The following is a 26,176-nucleotide window of genomic DNA, read 5'->3' as shown; positions in this document are numbered from 1 at the left end:
CCCTATATAAAGGTTGTTAGATGTACAAAGATAAAAACGATAACGGTGATTAAAAACAATAAGAGGAAAACAAATTTTGCCTTGAACACGTTTAATAACATAATCGTGTTTTTTAAATCAATCATTGGACCATAAATTAAAAATGCCAAGATCGATGTCGAAGGGAATAAGTTTCTAAATGACGCGCCGATGAATGCATCCGCCTCCGAGCATAAGGATAAAAAGTAGGCGAGTGCCATCATGATGATCGTTGAATGAAAGATACTGTCTCCAAATAATAAAAGAGATTGTGCGGAAACGAATGTTTGTAGGGCCGCCGCGACAAAGGCCCCAAGAATCAAATACTTACTCATATCAAAAAATTCGTCGATGGAATGATGAAGCATGTTTTTCAGCCGTTGAAACAATGGTTGCTTGGCTGCCGTATCATGAGTATGAAAATGCTCTTTGTGCTTTAACTGATTTGTTTGAAACAGCCAGCTAACGAGTAAAGCGATCGTCAGGGCTGCTAAAAAGCCAACACCCATGCGCAGCAGCGCCATTTTCATATCATTTCCGAATGCCATATAAGTGGAGAGAATAACGATTGGGTTAATCAGCGGGCCAGTTAATAAGAAGCCAACCCCTGCATATAACGGGACGCCCTTCCCTACCAATCTCCGAACAATCGGTACAATACCACATTCACAGGCTGGAAATAAAGAACCGGCTATACAGCTCACCCATACAGCTTTCATTTTACTTTTTGGTATCCATTTACGGATATGCTCTTCCGTTACAAAGATCTGAATAAAACCAGCGATCAGAACGCCAATTAATACAAACGGAATCGCTTCAATGATGATGCTAAGGAAGATGGTGTTCAGCTGTTGAAAAGCTTCCATGCTGAATTGATCCGACATGAAAAGAGGGCCTAGAAATATACAGCAGATAATAAAGAGAAGAAGCATGAACGTTTTTTTAGGGGCTGCCATATGTGTATACTGCATGGGAAATCCTCACTTTCCTAAATTTTAACGATGCTTGTCCACGAAGAAGACTGCAGCATCTATCACTCTTTGCTTTACAAAAGGCGTCCTTCAGCAATTTTAGTTTATGAATGGCCGCTGCCTCTCTGTCATTTTATAAATAAGAGCGATTACGATTTAAAATATGCCCCAAAAAGCTTTCTCATGATAAAGATTTGCAAATGTTTTCTGTTTCCTATTTCACTGAACACGAAGATTAGCTTTCTTCCTTTAGTGAGAATTAGAAAAAACCTGTCCAGGTCAACAACCGTAGACAGATTTTCTTTTACTTTCTCCTGCATTCATCACAACGAGTACTCTCCTGCAGCCTAGTATTATTATGCTAGATTCATTTTGTATGAATAAGATGGCCCCCCGCTAAACTATCTCTTCGAAAACAGCAGCATATTCTTTGCGTCAAAACGACTGCTTTCCTTTTATTTTTCATTCATCATCATCTGCTGTTTTACTGAGCCAGCAGTGTAATTATAGCCAACCGCTGCTAAACCGATGGCAGAGCATACCGCAAACATAATTGGATACGAACCGAACTGTACAACAAACCCCATCAGCATGCCGCCTAAAGAAAAACCTAAATCATAAGATGCTAGGAATAACCCCAGCAATACATGTTTATGCGATTCAGGAATCGCAAATGAGATATAGGTTGTTAAAGTAGGATACAGCATCGCTGTCGCAATACCGTTAAATATAGCGCTAATATAGACAAACGGCCCGATAAACGGGAGCAGTGCCAGCATTGTTGTGCCGATAATTGAACTACTTAATACGAGGGAGATAAAGCCTGGATGCCACTTCCCTTCGGAGGGAATATATTTTCTGAAAATAAATCGGCTCCCTACAACGACGAAAGCCTGCAAAAATAAATAAAACCCTACACTCCCTGTATTTGTCGTAACAAAATAGAGCGGTAAAAATGTAGAGATGGCTCCAAATATGCTCGCACCAATGAGCATCACACCGGCAGCAACGATTAACTCTTTATGCCCGCGTGCTATTTTCAACCCTTCCGCCATATCCTTCAGGGTGAATGATGCATTCTCTATTTTTGTTTTCGGCAAGGATGATTTGACGAATAATAAAAATGGTGCGAATGCCAAGATGGTAATAAAAACAAGCAGCCGCAATTTATCCTCTTGAACCCATAAAAGCATTCCTAATGCAGGGCCATACAATCCCGGCATGACAGTTGATAATGAATACATTGCCATGCCTTGCCCCCGGTCTTCATTGCGCAAAGTTTCCGTAATGCCAATCTGCATGGCCATGGAAAAAAACGCCGTCACGATCCCTTGCAAAATACGTACAGCATAAAGGCTGTCCACCCCTAGCCATACATATAAAAGGAGTGCCGCTGCGTGCCCCAGCAATAAATATTTCATAATGGTAAGCGCACTATATTTGGCTACCAGTTGGCCAGCCCACGGGCGCAGCACCATACAAACAAACATATACATCCCCATCATCAGGCCGATTTCTGCTTCCGGCATCCCGTGGTCGGCTGCCTGCAGTGGAAAGATAACGGTTAAAACAGAATTAGCGGTGAAATAGAAAATCGCCAAGCCATAGATTTGCAGCATACTGAAAGATAACGGCCTTTTCTTCATACTACCTGCTCCTCGTTATGCTCTAAATAGTTATGGATACAATCAATTGTAAGTCGTGAATTTAATAATGCTTTCGTTGCCTCATGCTTTGCGTGCTCCAATTCGCCGACAAGCAGATGCTCTACAATTCTTCCTTTTTGCATAATGGCAATTTCATCCGAAAAGAGACGTGCTGCATGCAGGTCATGGGTGATGAAAAAGTATGTAAGCTTCAGCTCTTGCTGTAATCGCCTAAGCAGCTTTAGAATACTTATTTGTACTAACACATCAAGACTATTTACAGATTCATCCAAAACAATCAATCGAGGTCTTGTTGAAATGGCACGCGCAATTGTAATGCGCTGTAATTGCCCCCCACTGAATTGATGCGGATATTTCACCATATCGTCCTTGGATAACCCTACCATTTCCAATAGTTCACCGACTCTTTCTTCGATTTTCCTAGGAACCAGCTTTCCGTTAACTAGCATAGGCTCCGCGATAATATCCTTGATTTTCATCTTGGGATTCACCGCACTGTGGCAATCCTGAAATACTACCTGCATCGATTGCTGGAGCTTTTTTCGTTTCTTCCCGGTTGCGTTATGCACATTCATTCCATCAAATAAAACTTCACCATTATCAGGCTTTTCAATCCCAAGAAGAATTTTGCCAAGTGTACTTTTTCCGGATCCGCTTTGACCCAGCAATGTAAACGTACTTCCTTCTTTTATTTTAAGCGACACATTATCTACAGCCCTTACAACCGATTGACGCTTCTTGAAAAACCGTGATTGGTGATAGCTTTTCGACACCTGCTGAACAATTATCATCTGCTCGAACCCTCCATTCTCACCCAGTGGCTCTCATCATATAAAACCAATTCGCCTGACACCGTATCTTCATACTTATCGTTGAGCTCATCCAGCGTACTATGTTCATCGCGTGCTGCTACGAGAGTTTTGGTATATGGATGAATGGGGTGTAATAATATGTGCGAGGCCGGTCCGTACTCTACTACCACACCTCTTCTCATTACAATGATTTCCTCAGCTAAGTTTGCAATAACACCTAAATCGTGTGAGACAATCAATATCGACATTTTCGTTCTTGCCTGCAGCTTTTTTAATTCCTTTACGATCTCAAGCTGTGTCATCGTATCAAGCGCTGTTGTTGGCTCATCAGCTAGTAATAGCTTTGGCTCAAGGCTTGCTGAAATGGCAATCATAATACGCTGAAGCATCCCCCCGCTTAATTCATGGGGATATTTCTTTAATACATCCACATCATTAAGCTGGAATAGTGCCAGTTGTTCCTTCGCTATTTTTATGGCCTGCTTTTTTGTCATGCTTGTATGTGCCTGAAGCGTTTCGATGAAATGCCCGCCTATCGTTACCAGCGGGTTAAACATCGACATTGGATTTTGCATAATGAGTGCAATTTCTTTCCCGCGAAGGGAACGCATTTTTTTCTCTTCGAGTGAAAGCAAGCACTCCCCATTAAACTTAATAGTGCCTGCTGCCGTTCGATCTTTACGAAAAAGCTGGAGAATGGTTGAGCATAATACGGATTTTCCGCTGCCGCTTTCCCCAATAATGCCAACAACCTTGCCCTTTGGAACAGTCAGACTCACTTGACGAAGCACTTGTTTACCTTGAATAAGCACTGACAGATTTTGAACCTCTAACATAGTTCTTCACCTCTATTCATGTTGATTTTGGGTCCAGTACGTCCCGCAGCGAGTCACCGAAGGCATTAAAAATCAATACTGTTAATGAAATCATGACACCTGGAATAATCATCAGCTCCGGTTTTGTCATTAAGTACGTTTTACTTTCACTTATCATCATGCCCCACTCAGCTGTCGGCGGTGTTATCCCCAGCCCTAAAAAAGACAGCTCAGAAATCATTAGTATCGTGGAACCTAAACCAATTAGCTTTAAAAGAAGCATTTGCGGAAATACAAACGGCACAATATGACGTAGAATGATTTTCCAAGTCGGAACACCGCATATTTTCGCATACACTACATAATTCGTTTCTTTTAAACTTACAACCATATTCCGTATAACGCGGGCAAAACCAACCCAGACGACCACGACGATGGCAATGACTAAATTTTTCATGCCTGCGCCAAGTGCACCAACAATCACTAGTGCAAAAATAAAATTCGGAATCGCAAGCAATATATCGCAAATACGCATCAACATAAGATCGATCCAGCCGCCGGCATAGCCTGCTGTTAATCCGACTATCATACTAATAGAAAGTGTCGCCGCCAGCACGATAAACGCAACGAATAAAGACACCCTTGCCCCCTCGACTAATCTCGATAACACACAGCGCCCTAAATGATCTGTACCAAGAGGATACTGTGCTGAAAATCCTTGCAGTTTCGCCGCCATATTTGGTACATGCGGATCATTCGGCATGAGCCAAGGACCGAATACCGCCATAAAAAACAAGAGACAAACAAGAAAGGTACTACAATAAAATGCCCATTTTTTTCTCACGACAAATTCTCCTTCAATCGAATTCTCGGATCGATTAATGCGCATAATAAATCCGCTAAAAAGTTTACAATTATAAAGAAAAATCCAATCATCATAATAAAGCCTTGCATCACGTAATAATCACGTGCTGTTATCGCTCCCACAATATAGCGCCCCATACCGGGAATGGAAAATATCATTTCTACAATAGCAGCGCCGCCTATTAATATGCCGAATGTCATCGCAAGAGACGTAACAAACGGTGTTAATGTGGCTTTAAAAATATGTTTACGGATAATAACCGACTCGCTTATCCCCCTTGCCCGGGCAAATGTTACAAAAGGCTGTTTCATTTGCTCAATCATACTTGTACGGATCATACGAATGTAAAATGGTATATTTCCCAAAGCTAGCGTTAATGCCGGTAAAATAATTGTTTGCGGCGTTCCCCACCCCATAAGCGGTAATAGGTCAAGCTTGAATGCGATAACATAAATAAGCACAAACCCCAGCCAAAAGCTTGGCATCGAGGCAACAGAAAAAATCGTCAGCCTTGTTACATGGTCAAAGACAGAATTTCGTTTTATTGCACTTAAGATACCAATTGGAATACAAATAATTAACATGAACAAAAAAGCAACGAGCGCCAATTGAATCGTAACGGTAAAATAAGCCAATAATTCCTCACTTACTGATTTTCCGTTCATAAAGGACGTGCCAAAATCAAATGTCATTATTCCGCCAAGCCATGTGATATATTGTGTAAACAAGGGCTTGTCCAGCCCTTGCTCCTGTCTTGCCTGCTCTAGCATTTCTTCTGTTACCGGGATATGATTTGCCTGATAATAGGCCTCTATCGGATCACCTGGCATGATGCGCATGAGAAAAAATGCAATTAACGTTAAACCAATCATCGCTAGTGCCATACTCAAAAAGCGTTTCATTAAATAGTTCGCCATTATCATCACTTCATCTCATATAAATTAGTTGGTACTTCAAATTGCTGCGGCGAGAATGTCATCGTTTTAAACACATCATTCGCTACAAGGTAATTTTGGCGATACGAAATTGGCATGAAGATTGCCTCTTGCTGGATCGTTTGAATAATGCTCTCATATAAGCTGCTGCGCTCAGCTTCATTTGTAGATCGAATAACACGTGTAATTTCATCTGTAAGCTTTCCACTCGCATCTGTTCCCGATAATGAATAGTTACCGATTTGCTGCTCTCCTAACATTGTCCGTAAATACATATGAGGATCATACGGCGCTCCCCACGTATCATTCATCACAATGTTGTATTCACCTGATTTTGTCCGCGCATAATATACCTGGTTCTCTTCAGCTACTAGCTCCACTTCAACGCCAATTTCTTTCCAGGCGCCCTGTAAATATTCGTAGATTGCCTTATGCACTTGGTCACTTGAATTGTAGGCGATAAGCAGTTCCAGTATTTCGCCATCTTTAGAGCGAATACCTGTTTTCTCATCCATCGCCCAGCCGGCTTCATCTAAAATTTGCTGTGCTTTTTTTAAATCATAATTGTATTTTTCAATTTCAATATCACTGTAGGGGAAGCCCGGTGCAAATAAAGAATGTGCCTCCTGCTCTAATCCGCTCAAAACATGTTCAATAATTGTTTGCCGGTCAAGAGCATGCTGAAGCGCGAGCCGAACCTCTTTATGCTTCGTCACCCCATATGTGGTATTAAGGGATAAAATACGCGTTGATAATGGATCTGAAATTTTCGTTACATACTTATCGTTTTGCTGCAATGTAGTAAATTCACTTGGCATAAGCTGTGCGCTTCCGAAAATCAAGTCAATCTCTCCCTTTTCTAAAGCCATCATGCGCATCTGTGAATCAGCAATATATTTTACTTCTACCTTTTCAATCGAAGGTTTTTCGCCCCAATAATTTTCATTTCGTATGAAGACTGCATGATTTTCATCTGCTTCTTTTAATATCCAGGGGCCTGTACCAATAGGCTCCTTAATACCATCAGCTGTATTACCGCTTTCCGGAAAACCCGCATTGCCTAGCATACGGAGCGGTCGAATCAATGCCAGCTCCTGTAGAAATGGATAGTATGGTTCCTTTAATGAAACTTTCACTGTTAACTCATCCAGTGCTTCTACTTTATCAATAATCGTTACCACTTCTAACCAGCTATGGGCTAAACTATTGCCGATAACTGTTTCAAGGTTGCGCTTTACATTTTCTGCTGTTAACTTCGAACCGTCAGAATATAAAACACCTTCCCGTAAATAAAACGTATATTCCTTTCCATCTTCAGAAACGTCCCACTTCTCAGCTAACCCTGAAGAAATTGTTCCATCAGTCCCGTAAACAACTAATGGGTCATACAGCATTGCCTGTGCAAACATTTCATTCGGTGAATATAAATGTGGATTTGCCTCCCCAATGTCCAGCGGCCAAGACATCGTTAATGTATTTTTATCTGTACCACTGCCTTCTTTACTCTTTGATGACGTTACCTCGCTGCACGCCCCCAACAAAAGTGAAACGCACATTATTACCAAAAATAAATACTCCTTTTTCAGCATAAAAAATCTCCTTTAATTAATAATGTTGAGGGTGAATATCTTGAAAGCTTTAAAATTCTAAACGCTTGCCTTTCACAGCTGTTAAAAAATATGTCTTTTATGACTGCTTACAGCTTCAATAAATATAAACCCTTTTACGCCTGCCTTATTTTATGTTCCTTTTTAAAGCGAAATGATTACGATTTAAAATTTTTAATACTTGCCCCTTCGATGAACGGGCGTTTGTGACATACAAATTTTGCTCCATGGATATGACGTTTTACTCCGGGCACATCCCTGACTGTTAGGTTTTATGGATCGTGCGCAAACAAATTGATTGTTTATAGACTTCCGATTTTCGCAGAAGATTGTGTAACTGTCCGATCATAGTGGAAAACTCACCGTAATCCATTTTGAATTGTTTCACTTATTTTCATATCATTCTTTTTATTTGTTGCAAAATTAGCGTATTTTTTTCCTCTATTTATCCCTCCTTAACCCAAATAAACGTAATGATTACTATTTGCAGTTAAATACCTCGTTATTATAAACAGTTATGATTACTATTTGCAAGCTGTTTTTGTATATTTTTTGAAATCTTCTTTGTTTTCCAGAATAGCTGCTTTACCTAAAGACGAGTTAGCTAGATTGAAAAATAAAGGCGTTATCACCCTTTATGTAACATAAAGATGTCTTTACTTCATTAGGCTGGTGCAAAAGGCGCGGGCTTGATAAACATCAGGCGTTTTTTGATGAGAATTTAGCTAAGTTGAAGTAATTTTTATTGACCATCCGATAAATGGCCAATACAAAAAACAACAGCGTTTGAATTGCCAAGATCATTCATTATTAAAAGCAACAATTTAAATATTTACATTAAAATTGCAAAAAGAGGATAGGTAGAGCTTGTTTTTTGAGCTCTATCTATCCTCTTAATTTCTTTGCATATAGTGTGTAGCATTAGAATTCACTATTTCATTAGGTCCGGCTTACCTCTTGACTTGTTTTTAATAAAGAGAAAATTAGGCAGTCCCTTTTTTATTTCGTAGGACCTTCTGTTTCATTATTGGTAGTATCGTTGTTCTCGTTCTTTTCCTGGCCTTGATCAAAGTCCTGTGAAAACTCAGTTTGTGCAACTCTTGGCTTATAATTATAACCCCTATTCTTCTCTGGCTCCCGGACTGTTTTCATCACATGATTTCTAAAGTATCGATGATAAAACATTTCCCCTACGCCAATAAAAAGAGCTGATAAAAAGGCGGCGGAAAATACCGCTGTGTTTTGGTCAAATAGTATGGCCCCTAATGCCCAGACAACAAAAAAGGCAAGAAGCAAGTCGCCTGCTGCCGCCATTAAGTTCCCAACCCTAGGCAGAATGAATACATCTCCAACAAAGGCAACAATCGTAAGGATCGTTCCTATAAGCAGTATATTTCCAAATGAAACGTCAAAGAATAACCCTAATACAATCCATAACATAACGATTGTCAGAACAAGCTTAACGAAAAATGCTTTTGTGTACTGCATTTTAACTTCCTCCGTTCTTTATTTCTTAAAGTATAGACTTTCCCGTTCTTATACCTTCATACATTTAAGAAATAAAGAGTTACAAAGAGGCAGTACCTTTACGTCCCTAAGTTTCTTTTCTTCTCTTCTTTAACCGTTAAAATTCGAGGTCCCTGTCCATATGTGAGGCGGATCGTTTTTCTCGCTTCTACCGGTGTTCTTGCTGTAATTGACTGCGATTGAATTTCACCATCTATTTCGAATTCAACAAAAAAGCATTTTGCTCCACATCTCATGTTAGTCCAAAACTCCTTTACATCACATACAACCCTTTCAAAATGCGAAAGGGCTGTAAAAATAAACGATTATATATTTTTTACTGCTTCTCTAATTGATGTCTCACCTGACACGAGATCAAATGATTTATTAAAGGTGTTTTCTTCATTTATAGCCGCGAGAATTGTTTTTGCCACATCTTCTCTTGGAATAATGCCTCTTTCAAGGTTTTCCGCTATCGTGACTCTGCCAGTACCGGGCTCATTTAGAAGTCCTCCAGGGCGAATGATTGTGTAGGTTAATTTACTTTGAACTAGGACTCGGTCAGCATAATGTTTAGCAACATAGTAAGGCTTAATTTGTTCATTCCAGTTTTGACGGTTATGTGCCTGTAACGCACTGACCATGATGAATCGTTGTATTCCTGCATTTTCAGCTGCTTCCATTACCTTCACAGCCCCATCAAGATCAATGAGCAATGTTTTATCATATCCTGTTTTCCCGCCTGAACCTGCTGTAAAGACAACTGCATCACTGCCCTTTAGCGCTTCCTCAAGCTCTCCAACCGTTCCTTCAAGATTTCCCATGACTGCTTCCACACCGAAGTCTTCAAACTCCCTTGCCTGCTGTTCTGTTCGAACGAATGCTGTCACACTGTATTCATCACTTTCCTTTAACAGTTTCACCAGGTGCTTGCCAATCTGTCCATTAGCTCCGACTACTAATACTTTCAATGGTATAACCCCTTTCCCTGCATTTCGTTCCATTATTCCATAGACATGCTGTATTTCAAAAAGAATTGCTCTATCTTTCATTAATATGATGGATTAATTTTGAATTTGCTTCTTCCTCCATAGTTACCACTTTATTAGGCTGCGCAATTACAAAGCCGTTTCCTTCAAATCTTAATGGCAAATAAAAAAGGCGGCACCCCTGTAATAGGACGCTGCCTTTTGCTGATATTGAAAAACTACCGGTAATCATCGTGAATAGGCTCAAATAATGGCTCTTCAGAATTTCTTACGACAGAAAAGTTGTCCACGTTGTAATGGCCATGCAGGATTCTATTATGATGTGCAATGATCTGCGCAGCGGATAGTTCCGCAGAGTCAGTCGTTGAATGTCCGTTCTCCACGAGGGTCACATCAAACCCATTAACTGTTGCCGTTCTGACAGCCGTATCGATACAATACTCTGTCTGGCAGCCCATGATGACAAGATGGCTCACTTCAATATCCTGCAAATAACGAAGCAAATCTGTCCCGTAAAAGGCATTGGTCGCCTGTTTGTTGAACATGGGAGCATTGGGAGGAATATTTATTTCCCGGTGAACCTGGAATCCTTCTCCTTCACCGCCTGCAACGTCCTCGTCCCGTACGAAAAGGACCGGTATGTCCCGCTTCCCTGCCTCCTCTACTACGTTGTTAATCGTTTGGATCAGCTTCTTTTTTTCATAGACAGGCTTTTGCTCTTCGTTACCATCTATTAATTCTTGTTGTGCATCAATAATCAGCAGCGCTTGCTTCATTTTTTATCCCCCTTGATTCCCATTAAAGAAAATTTTTTGTATTGCCGATGTTAGCTTATAACTCCCCTTTCGCTTTCATATTTCATGATAACTTGTACGGTAAGAACAATACTGATGCAAGCAGCAACCAGCAATATCATGCGCTCCCCTTCATACAGATCGAACCCAAAATTCATACTAATAATAAACAGAGAAATACAGCTTAAGGAGTTTATGCTAAATACAATACCCCAAATGGCTGCCTTAACTTTCCGATACACCCGATGGCCTGCCAGATACCTTATATAGATGAAGCAGACCAACCCTATTACCAGTATTATAAGTAAGGACTTAGTAGTAGATGAAGTAAGAGGGACTCGTTCCTCCCATGGCATATCTACCAGAAGAAGGTTAACATAATTGAACAAGTTAAAAATCAGGATAAAGAGAAGAACATACAAGAAGAAAACCCACTCGGCTATATAAAATAATGGAAATATCAGCTTTTTAGTCATCTTTTCACCTGCCGTTTTATTTGCATTCTGCACTATTTTTTCAATTACAACATCTGACGGTTCAAATAACAAAAAGTTCCATTTAAGAGTGTTCATAATTAATGGATTTTTTACTCGCATATCCTTATTCAGATCTGTCTAAAGCCATGATTCTTTCAGCTTCACCTCGTAATACCTCATGGCGTGCAGCTCCCCGCGGTATTCAAAGATTCCCTGCTCAATTAAATGGCGGAGCCGGTATTCAATCCATTCGTCTCCCGTATATTGCTCCATATGCCCAATCACTTCACCAATAAGCCGCGGCGCTTTCATGAATTCATGCGTTTTCTGTTTTTTATGCAGCCTTCTCGCACAGTCAATGATGAATGTATCTTCATTGTCTTCACTAGTGGTATGGACCTGTTCATCTTTCCATACACGAAGAAGCCCGTTTGACTGCAGTAGAGTTTCCCCTTCCATACAAAGAGATTCCCGCAGTTTTGGTTTCATCAGGTTGGTTGACAATTGTTTATAGAATAAAAGAAGCTGTTCTGCGTTCAGTTCACCAGAAGATCTCGGATAAAAATCTTCTTCCCGGGCTGGATCGTCAAATAATTCATGATAAGCTTTGAAAGTATTGAATTCTTTTATCTCATTCGCTTTTTCCTTCAATAAATAAAGTACAAAACGCAGCCCCGTCTGTTCGGCAGCATTTTCACATGTCCAGATGACGATCCGCTGATATGGCTGGATATCCTCAAGTTGCTGCAGTGCTTTTTCCATATTTCGCTTATAAATACCTAAATCATCAAATTCATCGCGGAAATGATGTTTCAGCCACTTGAAACGATTGTCCAGCCCTTCTTTTGTATGTAATGCCTTGACTGGGCCAACTGATAAGCAGCCTGGCAGCACAATGATGGCCTCTGTCTTTTCATATGGAGTATCGCGAAATGCCTGCTTTAAGCTGCCTCCCGCCGACTCGCCAAAAACAATATGTACCGTCTGCGGATCGCTGACTTGCTCAGTATAGTTCTCCTTGAGCAAAAATGTTTTTGTATCGTTCATCATTTTCGAAATTTGCTCTATATTTCCTTGCTCGTTCTGCAGCAATAATAGAAACAGCAGACTTTTTGCTTCACGTTCCTCCAGTTTATTGATTGCCTGCTTTAGCTGTTCAATCGTTTCCATCACTTTCCCCCTATTTTACGGGATTCTGCGGGGACATATTAAACCCCATTAAATCCCGCACCTTTTCGGTATTGTCTTTTGATGTCAGCATCTCCAGCAGCAAAAACGCCACGTCCATTGCCGTACCAGGATTTGAAGATGTGATAATATGTTCGTCCACTACAATCCTCTCAGCCTCTGCGTGCACCCCATACTCTGCAAGCTGTGTCATGCGGATGCTTGTCGGATGACTATAGGTCGTCGCTTTACGTCCGTACAAAACCCCGCTATGTGCTAAGGCTAACGAAGCGACGCAGATCGAAGCGATCGGTTTTTTATGCTGATCAAAGTGTCGGATAATCTTTGAGAATGTCTCACTAAATGCTTCTTCATAAAACCCTGCTTCCTCAAATCCACCGGGTACCGCCAGGGCATCGAATTCTTCCAGATTGATATCCTGTACAAGTTTTTCAGGGGCTACATTGAAATTCCATGTTGCCTGCAGCTGTGGGCGGATTCCGGCAGTGACGACCTCCGTCATGCCGTCCCCCTCCAGCTGATTCCATCCGAGCACGTCTGTAAAAACGCTCGCCTCATATGTTTCAAATCCATTTGCCAGTAATAATAAAACTTTTTTCATGTAATCTCCTCCTTACTTTTCACTAGTGTAAGGATTTTTCTTACATTCTTGAATAAGTTAAAAATCGGATTCTATTGAATTTACTTTTATTTTTATGGATAATTCATAGAAAGACTTAATTTAATAAAGGAGACACTATGGATACAATTGATTACGAAATTTTGAAGCAGCTGGAGCGCAATGCAAAATGTACCACAAAAGAAATCGCGTCACATGTCCACCTATCCCCTCCTGCTGTGGCAGAACGAATCAAGAAACTCGAAGAACAGGAAATCATCACCGGCTATTATGCGTCGATTGATTTTAAAAAGCTCGACCGCTCAATCATTGCCCTCGTTCTGTTTAAATCCAGCGACTGCAAAAAGCTCTCGGCGTTCTGCTATAGCCATCCAGACGTATTGGAGTGCTACCGGGTAGCAGGTGAAATCAGCTATATTGTCAAAATCGCCACACAATCCGTCGAAACACTCGAGCAATTCATTGACCAGGCCATGCCATACGGGACCCCCTCGACGAATATTGTACTGTCTGGACAGAAAAATATGATTTTCTGAATTGACTGGACCACTCCGATCCACCGGATACTCATAACGACTGGCATACATTCATCTCGTTGTGCTCGATATTCTATTTCATGTACTCCTTTACGCGCAGCCTTCCAGCATCAATGGGAAATGAACGGCGCTTTCCTTACGTACTGAAGATCATTGATCTGGCTAATGATAAAAGCTGCTATATCCTGATTAGTAATCTTCGTGCCAGGCATATCTACGAGATTTTCCTTTATATGAGCCCTTTTTGTCCCATCGACGATGAAAGGGAGTCTGATGAGAGTCCAGTCAATATGTGTAGTATTGTTTAAAATCTCCCATTCTCGTTTTTTATCTTCCATCATGCTGGAGAGGAAAATCTCAAACAGCTTTGCTCCAATTCGATTCCAAACGCTCTTTTTATCGCCCTCAATTGTTAGCGAACCGCCCGTAACTCCGATATAGCGGCTGATTTTAAGTTCCTTCATGATGTCCAGTATATTGTTCGTCGACTCACTATATATTGGCTTGTCTTTGTAGGGCTGACCAAAAGTGTTAATTACAGTCCTGCAGTCCTTAAGTAAGATACGGATAGCCTCTAGATCCTGTATACTCCCCTCAACGACTTCAATCCTTTTATCCAGCTGCCGCAATTTTTCCGGGTCTCTTACCAGCATTCGTACTTGATATCCTTCTTGTAAAGCCTGAGCTGCTATACGACGCCCGACTTTCCCCGTCCCTCCAATAATGGCCACCTTTTGAGGATTACTCATATATACCTCCAACTAAATGTAATACCTCGTATACGTTCTGGCAGATAAAGGGTTTCAATAATTTATCCCTTTAGTATAGTTTTACCATTATCCTCCTGAAAGCTTTCCCCTACTCCGATTTTTCTAATTTACTTGTTCCAACTTTCCTTTCTCTACTCAAAAAAGAAATTGTCCTATACTATTAATTTTTATGAAAGAAATTTCCTATCTGCTACGTCTATTGTTAATGAGAGGAGGCGGTGAATGTGGATTTTGAAGAAATTGTACATATATACAGTAAGCATATTTATCAGACGGCTTATCTCTATACGAAGAACCGGCAAGCTGCTGAAGATATTACACAAGATGTACTGCTATCGTTTTATAAAAAGCAGGACCAGTTTCGTCGGGAAGCTTCTCTAAAAACGTATCTCACGAAACTGACCTATAACCGGTGCCATGATTATAAGCGGAGCCTAAAAAATAGGACCCATGAATGGCTGGAGAAATTTACGTTTCGAAGCAAACAGTCGGTAGAAAAGCAGGTTACCGATAAGGCAAGAAAACAGGATATTCTGAATGCTGTAATCGCCTTGCCCATCATTTATAGAGAGGTCATCATTCTATATTATTTTAATGAGCTAAAGGGGCGGGAAATTGCAGAAGTTTTGCAGTGCTCGGAAAACACGGTTCATACTCGCCTGAAGCGGGCGAAGGATTTATTAAGCAAGGGTTTAAGTGAATGGGAGGTGACAATTGATGAAGAAGCAACTGGAAGAAGAAATTGAACAGCAGGCTCCTTACCCTCAAGGGCTAGAACAGCGAATTATACAGAAAATGAAAAAACAATATACTTGGAAATACCAGATCATCCTGGCAGGATTTCTTGTCTTGCTTTTATGTGCCGGGGCATTATTTTTAAAGGAAGAACCTATGTTGACAAGTGACGAAAAGAAAGCAGACATTCATGTCGAGGCGGCAATGATTCCAAGTGATGAGGGTCAGGTATATTTGAATGCAGTAACAAAAGTAACGAGGAACGGGAATCGAACGATTACCGAACTACAAATGATTGAAGACCATTACTCAGAGGACGGTACCTATAAGGAATCAAAGCTGACGACTGCTTATAAGGAGCTCTCAGGTGAAGAAGTCATCGATAATGTACAAAAAATCATTATTATAAATGAGCCGTCAACAGTTGTTATAGAAGAAGAACTAGCCGGCAAGGTGGTAAAGAATGCCGAAGAGCTAGTAAAGAAGCAAATCGCCCGCGTTTTTGGCAAGCCTAATGAAAAGAAAGACCTGCGTTATTTGGAGTTTTTCACAGTGAACGAACATGAACCTATTTTTGCGCCTGAAGATATTTTAACGTTGCAGCAAATATTCGGACAGATTGAATGGCATGAAGGAGTCGTAAAAGAAATGGTACATGATTCCGATGCAAAGCTGACACTGTTCATCCGCTACGATGCGAATGAACCGGAGCGGCTGTTAGAGTACAATATCTGGATTGGAAATGGGAAAATTATGCTTAGCGGTGAAGACGGCTATGGCGAACTTACCGGAGAGCATGTAGTAAAGCTGTTAACAGACTACCTGGGGGCTGATACAGGAGAAGATAGTGCTCTCCAAACAGTTACCATCTCTGAAAATATAGGAGCAGCGAATAAGCTGATCGAAACAGCACGCCAAATGCCTGGTATTGTTAATATGACTAATCCTGACATACGTTTTGAACTAGAGGGAAAGCAATACTTTTTATGGTGGAATGGAAATGATTCAGCTTCGCTCATGCACGCCGATGATACACAAACGATCTATACAATTTCTGAAGCAGCCAGACTAAAAGCCATCTTAGAAAAGGCCCAATAAAAAATTTTTTTCGAGAAAGATATTTGTATATCAAAACGTCCCTGAAACAGGCGATATAACTGCCTCGTTTCAGGGACGGTTTTTATTCCCTATTATTCTCAATAAACTCCAGCAGCAGTTCCTTTGGCTGGTAGCCGCCCGACCTCGCCTTCATTTCTCCATTAACAAATAATAATAAGGTTGGTACCGACATAACGCCGTATTCCTGAGCAGTCACCGGATTTTCTTCAGCCTCTATTTTGACAATCTTCACATCGTCCCCGATTTCCTCATCAAGCTCCTCCAGCACAGGGGCGAGCATTTTGCATGGACCGCACCATGTCGCCCAAAAATCAACAAGCACCGTACCTTCCATTATTTCCTGTTCGAATGTTTGATCTGTCGCATCTACAATCGCCATCATCTGTTCCTCCTTTTCACTTAATGATCGTTTGACCAGCAGTTTTACAGCTTCCGCTGCCAAACCTGACACTTCTCTATACTATTCCCTTTTTCGTTTCAGTAAAAAGGTTTTTTCTAAAATATGATTGTATCTGGCCATTTACTCAATATTAGGGAAAGCCTGCGTTTATGTTACACTACACTAATAGATTGCTAAAAACTGTATTTAGGAGAACGAGTGGTGTGGGATAAACCGATTCATCAAATGAATGATGGGCTTATTACTTATCCCGGCATTAACGGGATGTATAGGTGAGGAATATGATTTTTCCCGCCTGCTGTTTCGATTGTCAATCCTGATGATATGACGAAATAGGAAGTATTGGCAGAAGCAGCTATTGATTGGACGTATGATGAAAAATGCAATAAAGAAATGAAGGGTATTTATTCATTAGCAAAAAACTTATGCTAATTTATGTACGCTCAAATACCGGATCATTTAAACTGACAAATAATAGCTATGAGGTGACGAGATGCAATTAAATGAATTTATGCACAAGAACTTCCGCAATTTAGAACTTAAACCACCATTGTTTTATAGTTGGGCTACTGGCATACGTTTTGAGCTTGGGGCTGAGGGAAACTATCCAGACAACCTATATGCACAAGGGTGTTATAAAAGGGCGATTACTTTATTTGAAGCCTTACACTCCCCAACAGATGAAATTTTTGTCGTGATAGATGTCAATGATTTCAGGAAAGGGAAAAACCTTAAACAGCAGTTAAAGAATTTCCCGCCCTATGTAAAAAAATCATTATTGTTTAAATTGGAATACCAAGACCTGCCTTATATTTTCCCCGAAGATGACGAAGAGGGTGTATTTAAAACGCACAGATTTACTTTACAATGCAAAACCTCGGATGTTAAATATGTTCCATTATTAAAAGCGATTTGCAACAAGGAGCTGGGGCGGAGACCGAGGATTTGCCATAGGGTTTACTTCGTTAATATCACTAAAAAAACGATCTTTCACGTTTATGATGACAGGGGATGCGATTTATTGGCAGCTTCCCCCGATACAATTAAATTTATTTATCAAAAATATAATCATTGGATTTTGGATTATGACAGGCCGGCTATTGATCGGGTATTCAATGAAAAAGTATAACGGGAAACGCCCTCTTCCAGCGTTCCCCTTTTTAATGTCTAGAATGAACCCTACAGCTCATAGAATACGGTGCCGATTGTACAATGATTTTTGGATATGGCCTGCCTGACATCATTTTAAGTTTTCTCCACCTTATTTGCATTGTTTAAACGAGAATGACATCATTATTCCCTTTTATTTTCCTTATATATTTCCCTTACCAGCTCGGAGAATATACTAAAATCCTTGAAAGGATCGTTTGTGAAGCATTCTTCTCTATCGTTAAAATGCAATACATCATAATCTCGCTCTATATCGTCAACAGCAATACTGCCATTAAACAGCAAAGGCCTTTCCTCTTCATTTGTTATTTGAACACCTTCACTATTGTAAAAATTGACATGGCGAGCCCCTGAGAACTCTTCAGATGCCCATCCAAAATTACTTGGTGAACTTGTCGGGAAAATATTTTGTCTGCCAAAACGGTAATCAACTACATGGTCTTGGATCGTTAAAGGAGGCGCTCCTTCCACACCATAGAAAACAAATGCACATGCTGTTTCATCCGCTGAAGAATAGTAATTGAGCTCTTTTGCAGCATCCGTTGTGTCTCTCCCTCCACAGGCGCTCAAGAAGCATATAAAAAACAAGATGGATAGTTTTTTCATAAATTTCAATCCTTTTACGGTAAGCCAACTAAAAGCTTCCTTCTAGCTCTTTTTGAATTCCCAATCGATAGCTATACTGCCATTAAAACGGTCTCCCCAAAGAACAATGTAGTATACACCATTCTGCTCGGCCCTATATCCAAAACTGTCCCTGCCCAGCTCCTCCATACCGGCAGGCTGTCCGTTAGCATCTTCAAATGAATGGCCGTAGCCCCCGTCATTGGCAGGTTCGAAGTTAATTGTAAAGTATACAGACTCCCCTTTTTTCAATTCTACCGGGATGCGGTGCTCCCCATGAAAATACCCGAACGTTGCCTCATATCCTTCTTCCGTTCTGTTTTCCTCCCACCTCTGTTTCACTGAAAAATCTATCCAGGCGATAACCAGGAATAAAGCAGGCAGCACAAAGGCAAATACGATACGATAAGACCGCGAATGACGTGCAGCCATTTCACCCATATAAAAGAGGAACGCAAAAACTGCTGAAATGATGCCCGCAATAACAGCAAACACATTTATTCCAAAAACATAGAATAATAGAAAACCTGCAGCCATGTAGCCGATCGGCCGAATACTATGCCTTTTTATACGGAATTTCCAGACAACTCCTTCTACCAGTAGTGCCACAAGCAGGCCATAACCGAAAAACAACAGCCATAAATAACGATTCGACAATGTTTCGCTGACTTCATACCAATCAATCTCTGAAACAACCAATGTCCATATAACCAGCACCGTCATGCCTGTTCCTGCCCCGGCCATTTTGGCGGTCACCTTCTCCACTCGTCTTCCACTCCCTTATCCTCCAAGCCCGTTTTATAGCAGCCTGGTACTCTTTGTAATATGTCCCAGAACAATTCTACTAACAATCTTGCCAATGGTACTGTCACTGGCAGCAAAATAAAGGCATACATAGTCCCTCTAATGAGTATCTCCTTAACATTTGTACCTAAATAGCCGTTTGCCGTGTAGAATCGAAATGATTGGCGAACAATATATTCTCCGTACAACGCGCCCATTGTTCCACAGTAGAGCGGGATAAAAAGTCCAACAGCAGCGCTCAGCAGCCACATATTTTTATTCTCCAGCTGCCCCTTCTTCCAAAAGAAGCTCCCTAGTATCGAAAATGTTAGAACAAATGGGATAGCTGCGGCGTAATAGAGCCACGTCCCGCTCAGCGAAAAAGCAAGACTTCCTGCTAGGGCGGAGGCAAATATAGCAAATACAAAAGGCATAATAAAGGACAGCAGTAAGCCAAAAAAACCTCCGATAATCGTGTACTTTACCATCTTTACCTCTCCTTTTCTACTTCGGATTGAGCCTAGTGTGCCTCCCTCTTTGCCGTTGCAGAAACAGTCCAAGTAATAAGAGAATAATGCCCGCTGCCATTGTGCCAAATGGATAAAGAAGTGGATAAAACAGCGTCGGATAATAATGTAACAAATCGGAATAATATCCCATACCGATCAATGATGTACCGGAGAAACCAATTAATCTAACAGCAAGCAGATTTTCTGAACGGGTATGATACTGAATTTCTTCCTCTGAGAGTTTGCCGTCTTCGGCAATAAAAATAATCTTCCAGCGGTAATCTTCCTGTATGGCATTATCTTCGGACAGTCTTTGGACAATAGCGATCTGTTCCTGGCCGTTCTTTTTGTTCTCCACAAGCAGCACATCGAGCCAGGACCAGTAACGGCTGCTTCTATTGCTGCTGGAAAGCGCAATATCATCAGCAGCTGACACTTCCTTGCCGTTTACAAGGAGCTGAAGTTTGACGATGTCACCGCCACCTTCTTCTGTATCCCACCATGTTTTTGGTGCCTTTTTGCCTGTTGGTTCCTCCTTAATTTCTATAGTAAAATCGTTCACTTCGATTTTTTGAGTGTCAATCGACGATGGAAAACCATGTTCCATATATGTATGGGAAATATCGTAGCGCTTATTTATTGAATTGTTTATATATGTTTCTCTAGCCATCAGAAATAGCGGAACAAACGAAATAACGATACATACTAGTCCAAATACTGTTAAAGGATGCTTCATCTTTTTCTCTCCTCTTATTGTTAGCAACACCTTAACATGGATTATCCCGCAAACACGATTACGCCTTTCCACCGGCCCTCTTGCGGTACGAAGAAATGGATTGTGTATAACCGAAAATGCCAGCTGCTCTCTTTCCCTATCAGAAAAATTTCTTCATAATAGAAAGAAAACAATGTGAAGGGAGCAATAGATATGAGCACTCTTGAACTATTAAAAAAATATTGGTTCAGCCTGTCTCTTTTCACCTATTTAGTATTCGGACTCTACATACTAACAGCGGCCTACACTTTTATACAAGGACAAGGGGCAACCGGCCAGTCCTCCTATTTCTTCTACTTGCATTTCGTACTGCCGAGTGTTTATTTCCTGCTGACGCTCTGTTCGGCCTTCTATCTCGTACGTTTTAAGGGAAATCAGCTCCTGCCGATGCTTATACTATTTTTGCTGACTGTCAGCCTTGCCTATATCAGCTCTGCGGGTGCATCGAGTGGCGATTCGTTCAGCTATCTTCTCTTCAGTACAGCGATGATGCTATGTATCAGCATTTTAGTACATTTCTTGCGGAACTACTTTGATCGGATTGCAGTGAAATGGCCGTATACATCCAGTCTTTTGTTTATGTACAGCTTCCCAATCATCATCTTTTCAGCAAGCTTCATGACAATATTCTGGCCAAGATTTGAGGCGCTGGTAGATTGGATGACGTTATTACTCTTCTCGATTGGGGTTCTTACAATTTTTCGGATTTTGCTTTACGGTTATGCCCAGTCAAAAAAAGTGCAGATCCGGATTCTGATCTTTAGCTGCATTGTACCGTTTTTACCGTATGTATTTTTATATGTCCTGCCCGAGCTGATTATAGAGAAGCCCTTTGTAGCACCAGAAATTGCAGCCATCTTTTTTTTACTTCTGCCTTTCAGCTTTATTTTTACACAGCTCACAGAGCGTTTGTTTGGCCTGCAGTATCATCTGTCGCGTCTGCGCTATTATGGAAGCATCTCTACTGTTTCTGCATTGGTGTTTTGTGGAGGGCTAGCTGTCTTTTTATATGATGTCTTAACCACTCGCCAGTTTTTGCTGCTATTTTTAGCAGCAGTAATCTGTATCTACATCCTGCTTGTTATAAAAGAAAAGCTGGACTTTAGGCAACGCAAGCTCTTGCCAATGACTGATAGCGGAACTGGACAGCATTTATATGAAGTATTAAAAAAAATGGGCTTTGCCCGCAGTGAAGAGGAATTAGTGCGCATTATTGTTGAGGAGATCAAGCGGAAACTGGATTTCCAGGCAGTCACAGTGCGGACAGTCCCCCACGACCAGATTACACTGCGTCCCTTTGAGGTGACAAAACGTGGCGGGTGCTATGAACTTCTATTGCATCGGTATACAACGAAGCAGCTGCTCCTTGTCATAGGTGCGGAAAAGGAAAGCATCCAGCTCCGCAACGAGGAGATGATTTGGCTGGAACTGATGACAATGTATAGCGATGCTTTCTTCAGCAGCTTGAAGCGAATGGAAGAACTGATGGAGGAGGCCTCTAGAGAAATCGGTGACATTCCTTGGGTTAACCGTCTTGTTTGGCAGTTTGTCGAACAAGAGAAGGCAGTCCTTGCCCAAGAATTGCACGATACAGTCCTCCAGGAGCAGCTTTATCTGGCAAGGGAGCTGGACATGCCTGCTGCATTAATTGACGCAGCTAAAGTATCGCATATTCGCGAACAGCTGCTCGATATTTCTTACGAGCTCCGGGAATATTGTGAAATGCTTAATCCACCGCTGCTCGACACTCTTGGACTACAATCCGCTCTAACAAAGTTTTGCGGGAAGGTAAAGCTAAGAGCTGATTTTATCCTGAAGGAGCAGTTCCATATTGAGAAAGTGCAGAACCCTGCCTATGCCCTCATGATTTATCGTATTGTACAGGAACTGCTAAATAATGCGATGAAGCATGCCCATGCCTCCCATGTATTCCTCACTGTCACCGTCCAGTCTCGTCATATTGAGATTCTCTATGAGGATGATGGAGTTGGACTAAATGAGAGTGATTTCACCGCCTCCGATAAGATGGGCATGAAAGGAATGCATGAAAGAGTCCGTGCATTTAACGGAACGATGCAAATTGATGAAGGGCAGAAAAATGGTCTGGGAATCACCATTCATATAGAGAAAGGAAATGAGTAAATGAAACTTTTAATTGTAGACGACCATCCCGTTGTATTAAACGGAACAAAAGCGCTGCTGGATCATCATGAGCACTGGACGATTGAAGCAGAAACAAATCCCCTTTTTGCTATAGATCGGCTGCGGCGTGAAACATATGACTGCTGCTTGCTTGATGTAAATATGCAGCCGATTAACGGCATTCAGCTCGCAGCAGAAATTCGAGAGTTCTCCCCTGATACCCGCCTGATTCTCTATACAGGCTATGAACTTGAAGATTATTATGATCTGCTCATTACAAGCAAAGTGGATGGCTTGCTATCGAAAACTGCTACAAAAGAACAAATTATTCATTCCATTAGCGCCGTACTACGCGGAGATATCCTTGTACCTGCGCAATTCCTTAACTTCATTTCTAGAAAAATAGCAAATACAAAAACTGATGACGGTTATACATTACCTGAAAAAGAAGGGAGAATCCTCCAGCTTGTCGCTCAGGGCTTCACAAACAAAGCCATCGCATCGGAACTTGGTGTATCACAGCGTACAGTAGAAAACTACCTGACAAAGATATTTACGTATTTACAGGTCGAATCCCGCACTGAGGCGGTGAACAAGGCAAAGGATTCCGGGCTGCTCGACTAGAATGAATAAAAGGGAGCGTCCGAAAATTCATGTTTAGCTGAAAAAAATGCTTAGAGGACAATCGTATTTTTAGCCATTTACCTGCAAAAAGGAAATGGCTTTCACTCCCGTTCTGTCAGCCAGTCATAGAACTCCACCTTTCGCCGCGGCTGCTCAGGCACTGTTTCCATTGAGACTCCCATAGGCAGAGTTTTTCGCAGGGCACCCTGTAATACAGCTCGGAGTGTTGTGTTAATCGTCAGCCTGCCTGCATGAATATCCTGAATAATACCGATCAATGCATCGCGCGTCTGTACAAAGGTACGGAAATCAGGCATGGAACTTGCCACAATTGCCTGATATAATCCATCCTTCAGCTCGTCCTTAATAGGCGTCTCCATTAGAAGCTCGTATAATGTCCGTTGGTATTCATTCATGCAGGACATCTTTCTCTCTCTTTCATTTTGCAATCTATTATATATATTATGTAAAGTGCTTGTTTGAGAAAGATTTAAAGAAACAAATGATTGATTTCTTGGCAGCGGCTTGGAAGCATTGCCACTGTCCGTTTCTCTGCCTTTTTCCCGTTCGGACACGTCCGATGGGACAAAAGGAAGAATACGATAAATATTCGCTCCTTTGATACCGTTCAGTTTTTTCGTAGGGACTCTGCCTATTACTCCCAGCTCCTCAAGCTTTGCCGCTGCCCTGTATACTGTTTTGGTACTGATCTGCAAGCTATCCGCAATCGTTATCGCTTTCAGATGGGACACTCCTGGATAGGCAAGTGCATGCGAGGCAATTTTTTTTACAATTGCAACTTCACTCTCTGTGAGCAGCTCCTTGTAACGCAGCAAATGACTTCTTATATGTTCATCCATTTCTTCAACTGACCTGAATATAACGAATTCCTTCAAATAATCAAACACCATGTCCATTCCCCTTTTCATTATCCTCTAGAAATTACTATCGAAAATAATAGGACAATTAGGGACAGCAAAATAAAAAAACATGAGAAATTTTTTCATTCCCCATGTAAGCGCGGCTTTTCATTATTCAATTCAATCCTGCTCCTCTATAAATGTTTGATACAGAACGGCGATCAAGGAGGCCGAGATATCGTCTCTCGCTTCGATACGAATGCGTTTCGCCGTGTTTACCTGAATGCTGTCTACACTTTCAATTTTAGCAATTTTTTCGTCATTTCGCGTCAGCACCCCAGCACCTGTGTAATCCTTTTCAAATTGGAAATCGTCACCCTGCAGGCGGAATGTCTGAACCTTTTCGACAAGCTGCACGTGGTATTGCTCGATCTTGTTCTTTTTCTGGGAATTCATCGATTGAATGGTATAGCCCACTCCCGAAAACGGGCAATCAACCTTAAAAATCGGCCGGTCATCTGGAGAAATCGCCATATAGCAGTATGGCATTCCTACCTTGGACATATGGTGTAACACACTGTTTAATAGACGATGCGGACTTTTCCTAAGTACAAAAGCCGTCTGCCTATCTTCATCATACACTGGTATGCTCGTATGCTGCGTCTCTTGTTCGGGAATCGTATACAAATAGATGTTCACTTGCCTGTCACCTCGCTGCCTTACAAAATATCCACTATAATTTACCTTACCGAATTGCCAACATTTCTTATTCCCTTTTCATCTCCAGCTCAGTTTGGAGAAATTTCAGCCTCTCCAATATCTCTTTATTCTGCTCAAGCAGTTCAGTATTCTGCTTTCGCAGAGTATGTCCATCAAATAACAGCACAATTAAGATAATGCTGCCGAGGATACCTATCATTCCTTTTCCCCCTTTATGTACATCTTCTCATATTAAAGGAATTTTCTAAAAATAATTTCCATTATAACCCGTTCCCGGGTGCCAACTAAATTTCTCTTTAGTAGTTTGTACGGGCGAATTAGGAAAATGTTTCATTTTTTTCTTTTAAAATAATGATTGTAACAGGGTATATTGCTAAATTCCAGTAAAGGAAATTTTCCTTCTTGCCCAATTTCCCGCTTGAACGCTGCAGCACTTGGGTAAAAGAATTTAACGACAGCAGGCTGATAGCAGTCTGCACACTTTTACAAATTATGTATGTCCTATTTTATAATACAATTATTCAAAGAAAGGAGCTTATCGTTATGGTGAATAAACGTTTTATCACAAGAGAAGATTGGTCAAGGGTGCTGGCGCGTGATTTTAATATGGTCTATATAAATGACGGAAATTATGCCGGTCATGTTGCACTATTAAAAATAAAAAAAATAAAAGAACCTTTATGGACGACACATGCGGGTAAGACGTTTTGTATCGCTCACGAAGGCTATTCCTGGCTGCAGCACTTGCCAGATGACGAGCACTTCGGTATCACGACGATATTTGATGAGAAAGGAAATATTGTTCAGTGGTATATCGACATTACTACTCATAACGGAATAGAAGACGGTGTTCCTTATATGGAGGATCTCTACCTGGACCTTATTAAGCTTCCTTCCGGCGAAATCATCAAAAAAGATCTTGATGATATTGAAAACGCACTACAGACAGGTGAAATCACCAAGGAAATGTATGATTTCGGATTTACGGAATTTAATAAAATATATAAGGAACTCCAGAACGGAACGTTTAGATATCTTGATTTCAGTATTCCACATAAAAAGATTTTGGAGAAGGATATGTAAATTCCCCCTTTCGGCTAAATCGCCGAAAGGTTTTTTTGTGAAATATTTATTGTGACAGCGGATG

The 26,176-nt window shown here is 41.1% G+C and carries 30 protein-coding genes; 7 read left to right on the top strand and 23 right to left on the bottom strand.

Annotated elements, in window-relative coordinates:
• Positions 1–2: 2 nt before the first annotated feature.
• From AA0Y26_RS07260 to AA0Y26_RS07195, 14 genes are all read right to left on the bottom strand, one after another.
• Positions 3–989 carry a permease gene (locus tag AA0Y26_RS07260; protein WP_413366440.1) on the bottom strand — a complete coding sequence of 329 codons (987 nt, stop codon included), beginning with the start codon at positions 987–989 and terminating at the stop codon, positions 3–5.
• A 455-nt stretch (positions 990–1,444) separates the two neighbouring features.
• On the bottom strand, positions 1,445–2,635 hold the full coding sequence (gene cntE, locus AA0Y26_RS07255) for a staphylopine family metallophore export MFS transporter CntE (RefSeq protein WP_413366438.1): 1,191 nt from the start codon (positions 2,633–2,635) through the stop codon (positions 1,445–1,447).
• On the bottom strand, positions 2,632–3,447 hold the full coding sequence (locus AA0Y26_RS07250; protein ID WP_413366437.1) for an ABC transporter ATP-binding protein: 816 nt from the start codon (positions 3,445–3,447) through the stop codon (positions 2,632–2,634). Before AA0Y26_RS07250 ends, cntE begins: the two co-directional genes overlap by 4 nt.
• Positions 3,444–4,304, bottom strand: a complete 861-nt coding sequence (locus AA0Y26_RS07245; RefSeq protein ID WP_413366435.1) for an ABC transporter ATP-binding protein — start codon at positions 4,302–4,304, stop codon at positions 3,444–3,446. The genes AA0Y26_RS07250 and AA0Y26_RS07245 overlap by 4 nt, the downstream gene beginning before the upstream one ends.
• Before the next feature lie 16 nt (positions 4,305–4,320).
• A complete protein-coding gene (locus tag AA0Y26_RS07240) occupies positions 4,321–5,127 on the bottom strand; it encodes an ABC transporter permease (protein ID WP_413366433.1) in 807 nt (268 codons plus the stop codon).
• Positions 5,124–6,065, bottom strand: coding sequence for a nickel ABC transporter permease (nikB, locus tag AA0Y26_RS07235; protein WP_413366431.1), 942 nt, complete (start codon positions 6,063–6,065; stop codon positions 5,124–5,126). Before nikB ends, AA0Y26_RS07240 begins: the two co-directional genes overlap by 4 nt.
• A gap of 5 nt (positions 6,066–6,070) precedes the next feature.
• On the bottom strand, positions 6,071–7,672 hold the full coding sequence (gene nikA / locus AA0Y26_RS07230; RefSeq protein ID WP_413366429.1) for a nickel ABC transporter substrate-binding protein: 1,602 nt from the start codon (positions 7,670–7,672) through the stop codon (positions 6,071–6,073).
• Positions 7,673–8,689: 1,017 nt separating this feature from the next.
• Positions 8,690–9,178, bottom strand: a complete 489-nt coding sequence (locus tag AA0Y26_RS07225; protein WP_413366427.1) for a YndM family protein — start codon at positions 9,176–9,178, stop codon at positions 8,690–8,692.
• Positions 9,179–9,276: 98 nt separating this feature from the next.
• A complete protein-coding gene (locus AA0Y26_RS07220) occupies positions 9,277–9,453 on the bottom strand; it encodes a hypothetical protein (RefSeq protein WP_413366425.1) in 177 nt (58 codons plus the stop codon).
• Between the two features lie 69 nt (positions 9,454–9,522).
• The gene (locus AA0Y26_RS07215) at positions 9,523–10,167 is read right to left on the bottom strand and encodes an SDR family oxidoreductase (protein WP_413368099.1); all 645 of its coding nucleotides are present in this window, start codon (positions 10,165–10,167) and stop codon (positions 9,523–9,525) included.
• A gap of 236 nt (positions 10,168–10,403) precedes the next feature.
• Positions 10,404–10,961 (bottom strand): cysteine hydrolase family protein, encoded by a 558-nt coding sequence (locus AA0Y26_RS07210; protein WP_413366423.1) that lies wholly within the window; start codon positions 10,959–10,961, stop codon positions 10,404–10,406.
• 50 nt (positions 10,962–11,011) lie between these two features.
• Positions 11,012–11,575 (bottom strand): hypothetical protein, encoded by a 564-nt coding sequence (locus tag AA0Y26_RS07205; RefSeq protein ID WP_413366422.1) that lies wholly within the window; start codon positions 11,573–11,575, stop codon positions 11,012–11,014.
• An 18-nt stretch (positions 11,576–11,593) separates the two neighbouring features.
• On the bottom strand, positions 11,594–12,625 hold the full coding sequence (locus AA0Y26_RS07200) for a DUF1835 domain-containing protein (protein ID WP_413366420.1): 1,032 nt from the start codon (positions 12,623–12,625) through the stop codon (positions 11,594–11,596).
• Positions 12,626–12,635: 10 nt separating this feature from the next.
• A complete protein-coding gene (locus AA0Y26_RS07195; RefSeq protein WP_413366418.1) occupies positions 12,636–13,244 on the bottom strand; it encodes a DJ-1/PfpI family protein in 609 nt (202 codons plus the stop codon).
• 137 nt (positions 13,245–13,381) lie between these two features.
• Here AA0Y26_RS07195 and AA0Y26_RS07190 point away from each other — a divergent pair, with 137 nt between their 5' ends.
• Positions 13,382–13,798 (top strand): Lrp/AsnC family transcriptional regulator, encoded by a 417-nt coding sequence (locus AA0Y26_RS07190; RefSeq protein WP_413366416.1) that lies wholly within the window; start codon positions 13,382–13,384, stop codon positions 13,796–13,798.
• 110 nt (positions 13,799–13,908) lie between these two features.
• Here AA0Y26_RS07190 and AA0Y26_RS07185 read toward each other — a convergent pair whose 3' ends face one another.
• Positions 13,909–14,547, bottom strand: a complete 639-nt coding sequence (locus tag AA0Y26_RS07185) for an NAD(P)-dependent oxidoreductase (protein ID WP_413366415.1) — start codon at positions 14,545–14,547, stop codon at positions 13,909–13,911.
• A 245-nt stretch (positions 14,548–14,792) separates the two neighbouring features.
• Here AA0Y26_RS07185 and AA0Y26_RS07180 point away from each other — a divergent pair, with 245 nt between their 5' ends.
• Together AA0Y26_RS07180 and AA0Y26_RS07175 are read left to right on the top strand one after the other, a co-directional pair.
• On the top strand, positions 14,793–15,314 hold the full coding sequence (locus AA0Y26_RS07180; protein WP_413366413.1) for a sigma-70 family RNA polymerase sigma factor: 522 nt from the start codon (positions 14,793–14,795) through the stop codon (positions 15,312–15,314).
• Complete coding sequence (locus AA0Y26_RS07175; protein WP_413366412.1) at positions 15,286–16,401, top strand: hypothetical protein; 1,116 nt, start codon at positions 15,286–15,288, stop codon at positions 16,399–16,401. Before AA0Y26_RS07180 ends, AA0Y26_RS07175 begins: the two co-directional genes overlap by 29 nt.
• Positions 16,402–16,483: 82 nt before the next feature.
• Here AA0Y26_RS07175 and trxA read toward each other — a convergent pair whose 3' ends face one another.
• Positions 16,484–16,801 carry a thioredoxin gene (gene trxA / locus AA0Y26_RS07170; RefSeq protein WP_413368097.1) on the bottom strand — a complete coding sequence of 106 codons (318 nt, stop codon included), beginning with the start codon at positions 16,799–16,801 and terminating at the stop codon, positions 16,484–16,486.
• Between the two features lie 514 nt (positions 16,802–17,315).
• Between trxA and AA0Y26_RS07165 the strand changes: the two genes are divergently transcribed.
• On the top strand, positions 17,316–17,951 hold the full coding sequence (locus AA0Y26_RS07165) for a DUF3885 domain-containing protein (protein WP_413366410.1): 636 nt from the start codon (positions 17,316–17,318) through the stop codon (positions 17,949–17,951).
• Positions 17,952–18,115: 164 nt separating this feature from the next.
• On the opposite strand, the gene AA0Y26_RS07160 is transcribed toward AA0Y26_RS07165, so the two are convergent.
• From AA0Y26_RS07160 to AA0Y26_RS07145, 4 genes are read right to left on the bottom strand one after another with little or no spacing between them, the layout of a single operon-like run.
• Positions 18,116–18,598, bottom strand: a complete 483-nt coding sequence (locus tag AA0Y26_RS07160; RefSeq protein WP_413366408.1) for a hypothetical protein — start codon at positions 18,596–18,598, stop codon at positions 18,116–18,118.
• Between the two features lie 42 nt (positions 18,599–18,640).
• Complete coding sequence (locus AA0Y26_RS07155) at positions 18,641–19,381, bottom strand: hypothetical protein (RefSeq protein ID WP_413366406.1); 741 nt, start codon at positions 19,379–19,381, stop codon at positions 18,641–18,643.
• A complete protein-coding gene (locus AA0Y26_RS07150; protein WP_413366404.1) occupies positions 19,369–19,887 on the bottom strand; it encodes a hypothetical protein in 519 nt (172 codons plus the stop codon). Before AA0Y26_RS07150 ends, AA0Y26_RS07155 begins: the two co-directional genes overlap by 13 nt.
• 16 nt (positions 19,888–19,903) lie before the next feature.
• Complete coding sequence (locus AA0Y26_RS07145; RefSeq protein WP_413366402.1) at positions 19,904–20,644, bottom strand: hypothetical protein; 741 nt, start codon at positions 20,642–20,644, stop codon at positions 19,904–19,906.
• A gap of 192 nt (positions 20,645–20,836) precedes the next feature.
• Between AA0Y26_RS07145 and AA0Y26_RS07140 the strand changes: the two genes are divergently transcribed.
• Together AA0Y26_RS07140 and AA0Y26_RS07135 are read left to right on the top strand one after the other, a co-directional pair.
• Positions 20,837–22,825 carry a sensor histidine kinase gene (locus AA0Y26_RS07140; RefSeq protein ID WP_413366400.1) on the top strand — a complete coding sequence of 663 codons (1,989 nt, stop codon included), beginning with the start codon at positions 20,837–20,839 and terminating at the stop codon, positions 22,823–22,825.
• On the top strand, positions 22,826–23,449 hold the full coding sequence (locus AA0Y26_RS07135; RefSeq protein WP_413366398.1) for a response regulator: 624 nt from the start codon (positions 22,826–22,828) through the stop codon (positions 23,447–23,449).
• A 101-nt stretch (positions 23,450–23,550) separates the two neighbouring features.
• Here the strand turns inward: AA0Y26_RS07135 and AA0Y26_RS07130 are convergent, their stop codons facing one another.
• The 3 genes from AA0Y26_RS07130 to AA0Y26_RS07120 all read right to left on the bottom strand — a co-directional run bounded on the left by AA0Y26_RS07130 (position 23,551) and on the right by AA0Y26_RS07120 (position 25,228).
• A complete protein-coding gene (locus AA0Y26_RS07130; protein WP_413366397.1) occupies positions 23,551–24,360 on the bottom strand; it encodes a helix-turn-helix domain-containing protein in 810 nt (269 codons plus the stop codon).
• Positions 24,361–24,489: 129 nt separating this feature from the next.
• Positions 24,490–25,008 carry a hypothetical protein gene (locus tag AA0Y26_RS07125; RefSeq protein WP_413366395.1) on the bottom strand — a complete coding sequence of 173 codons (519 nt, stop codon included), beginning with the start codon at positions 25,006–25,008 and terminating at the stop codon, positions 24,490–24,492.
• A gap of 67 nt (positions 25,009–25,075) precedes the next feature.
• Complete coding sequence (locus tag AA0Y26_RS07120) at positions 25,076–25,228, bottom strand: hypothetical protein (protein WP_413366394.1); 153 nt, start codon at positions 25,226–25,228, stop codon at positions 25,076–25,078.
• A 344-nt stretch (positions 25,229–25,572) separates the two neighbouring features.
• Here AA0Y26_RS07120 and AA0Y26_RS07115 point away from each other — a divergent pair, with 344 nt between their 5' ends.
• Positions 25,573–26,112 (top strand): DUF402 domain-containing protein, encoded by a 540-nt coding sequence (locus AA0Y26_RS07115; RefSeq protein ID WP_413366392.1) that lies wholly within the window; start codon positions 25,573–25,575, stop codon positions 26,110–26,112.
• The last annotated feature ends 64 nt before the right edge of the window (positions 26,113–26,176 follow it).

It is taken from the genome of Lysinibacillus canaveralius, from assembly GCF_047301505.1.
Taxonomy (GTDB): Bacteria; Bacillota; Bacilli; order Bacillales_A; family Planococcaceae; genus Lysinibacillus_B.
This window is presented reverse-complemented; position numbering and strand designations above follow the sequence as displayed.

Coding starts and splice junctions, on each gene's coding strand:
- AA0Y26_RS07210 (WP_413366423.1), bottom strand. CDS start 10,961: ATGAAGCAAGCGCTGCTGATTATTGATGCACAACAAGAATTAATAGAT.
- AA0Y26_RS07220 (WP_413366425.1), bottom strand. CDS start 9,453: ATGAGATGTGGAGCAAAATGCTTTTTTGTTGAATTCGAAATAGATGGT.
- AA0Y26_RS07205 (WP_413366422.1), bottom strand. CDS start 11,575: ATGCGAGTAAAAAATCCATTAATTATGAACACTCTTAAATGGAACTTT.
- AA0Y26_RS07175 (WP_413366412.1), top strand. CDS start 15,286: ATGAAGAAGCAACTGGAAGAAGAAATTGAACAGCAGGCTCCTTACCCT.
- nikB (WP_413366431.1), bottom strand. CDS start 6,065: ATGGCGAACTATTTAATGAAACGCTTTTTGAGTATGGCACTAGCGATG.
- AA0Y26_RS07160 (WP_413366408.1), bottom strand. CDS start 18,598: ATGAAAAAACTATCCATCTTGTTTTTTATATGCTTCTTGAGCGCCTGT.
- AA0Y26_RS07200 (WP_413366420.1), bottom strand. CDS start 12,625: ATGGAAACGATTGAACAGCTAAAGCAGGCAATCAATAAACTGGAGGAA.
- AA0Y26_RS07115 (WP_413366392.1), top strand. CDS start 25,573: ATGGTGAATAAACGTTTTATCACAAGAGAAGATTGGTCAAGGGTGCTG.
- AA0Y26_RS07195 (WP_413366418.1), bottom strand. CDS start 13,244: ATGAAAAAAGTTTTATTATTACTGGCAAATGGATTTGAAACATATGAG.
- AA0Y26_RS07190 (WP_413366416.1), top strand. CDS start 13,382: ATGGATACAATTGATTACGAAATTTTGAAGCAGCTGGAGCGCAATGCA.
- AA0Y26_RS07225 (WP_413366427.1), bottom strand. CDS start 9,178: ATGCAGTACACAAAAGCATTTTTCGTTAAGCTTGTTCTGACAATCGTT.
- AA0Y26_RS07130 (WP_413366397.1), bottom strand. CDS start 24,360: ATGGTGTTTGATTATTTGAAGGAATTCGTTATATTCAGGTCAGTTGAA.
- AA0Y26_RS07165 (WP_413366410.1), top strand. CDS start 17,316: ATGCAATTAAATGAATTTATGCACAAGAACTTCCGCAATTTAGAACTT.
- cntE (WP_413366438.1), bottom strand. CDS start 2,635: ATGAAGAAAAGGCCGTTATCTTTCAGTATGCTGCAAATCTATGGCTTG.
- AA0Y26_RS07135 (WP_413366398.1), top strand. CDS start 22,826: ATGAAACTTTTAATTGTAGACGACCATCCCGTTGTATTAAACGGAACA.
- AA0Y26_RS07150 (WP_413366404.1), bottom strand. CDS start 19,887: ATGGTAAAGTACACGATTATCGGAGGTTTTTTTGGCTTACTGCTGTCC.
- AA0Y26_RS07185 (WP_413366415.1), bottom strand. CDS start 14,547: ATGAGTAATCCTCAAAAGGTGGCCATTATTGGAGGGACGGGGAAAGTC.
- AA0Y26_RS07245 (WP_413366435.1), bottom strand. CDS start 4,304: ATGTTAGAGGTTCAAAATCTGTCAGTGCTTATTCAAGGTAAACAAGTG.
- AA0Y26_RS07145 (WP_413366402.1), bottom strand. CDS start 20,644: ATGAAGCATCCTTTAACAGTATTTGGACTAGTATGTATCGTTATTTCG.
- nikA (WP_413366429.1), bottom strand. CDS start 7,672: ATGCTGAAAAAGGAGTATTTATTTTTGGTAATAATGTGCGTTTCACTT.
- AA0Y26_RS07140 (WP_413366400.1), top strand. CDS start 20,837: ATGAGCACTCTTGAACTATTAAAAAAATATTGGTTCAGCCTGTCTCTT.
- AA0Y26_RS07260 (WP_413366440.1), bottom strand. CDS start 989: ATGCAGTATACACATATGGCAGCCCCTAAAAAAACGTTCATGCTTCTT.
- AA0Y26_RS07120 (WP_413366394.1), bottom strand. CDS start 25,228: ATGATAGGTATCCTCGGCAGCATTATCTTAATTGTGCTGTTATTTGAT.
- trxA (WP_413368097.1), bottom strand. CDS start 16,801: ATGGCGATTGTAGATGCGACAGATCAAACATTCGAACAGGAAATAATG.
- AA0Y26_RS07250 (WP_413366437.1), bottom strand. CDS start 3,447: ATGATAATTGTTCAGCAGGTGTCGAAAAGCTATCACCAATCACGGTTT.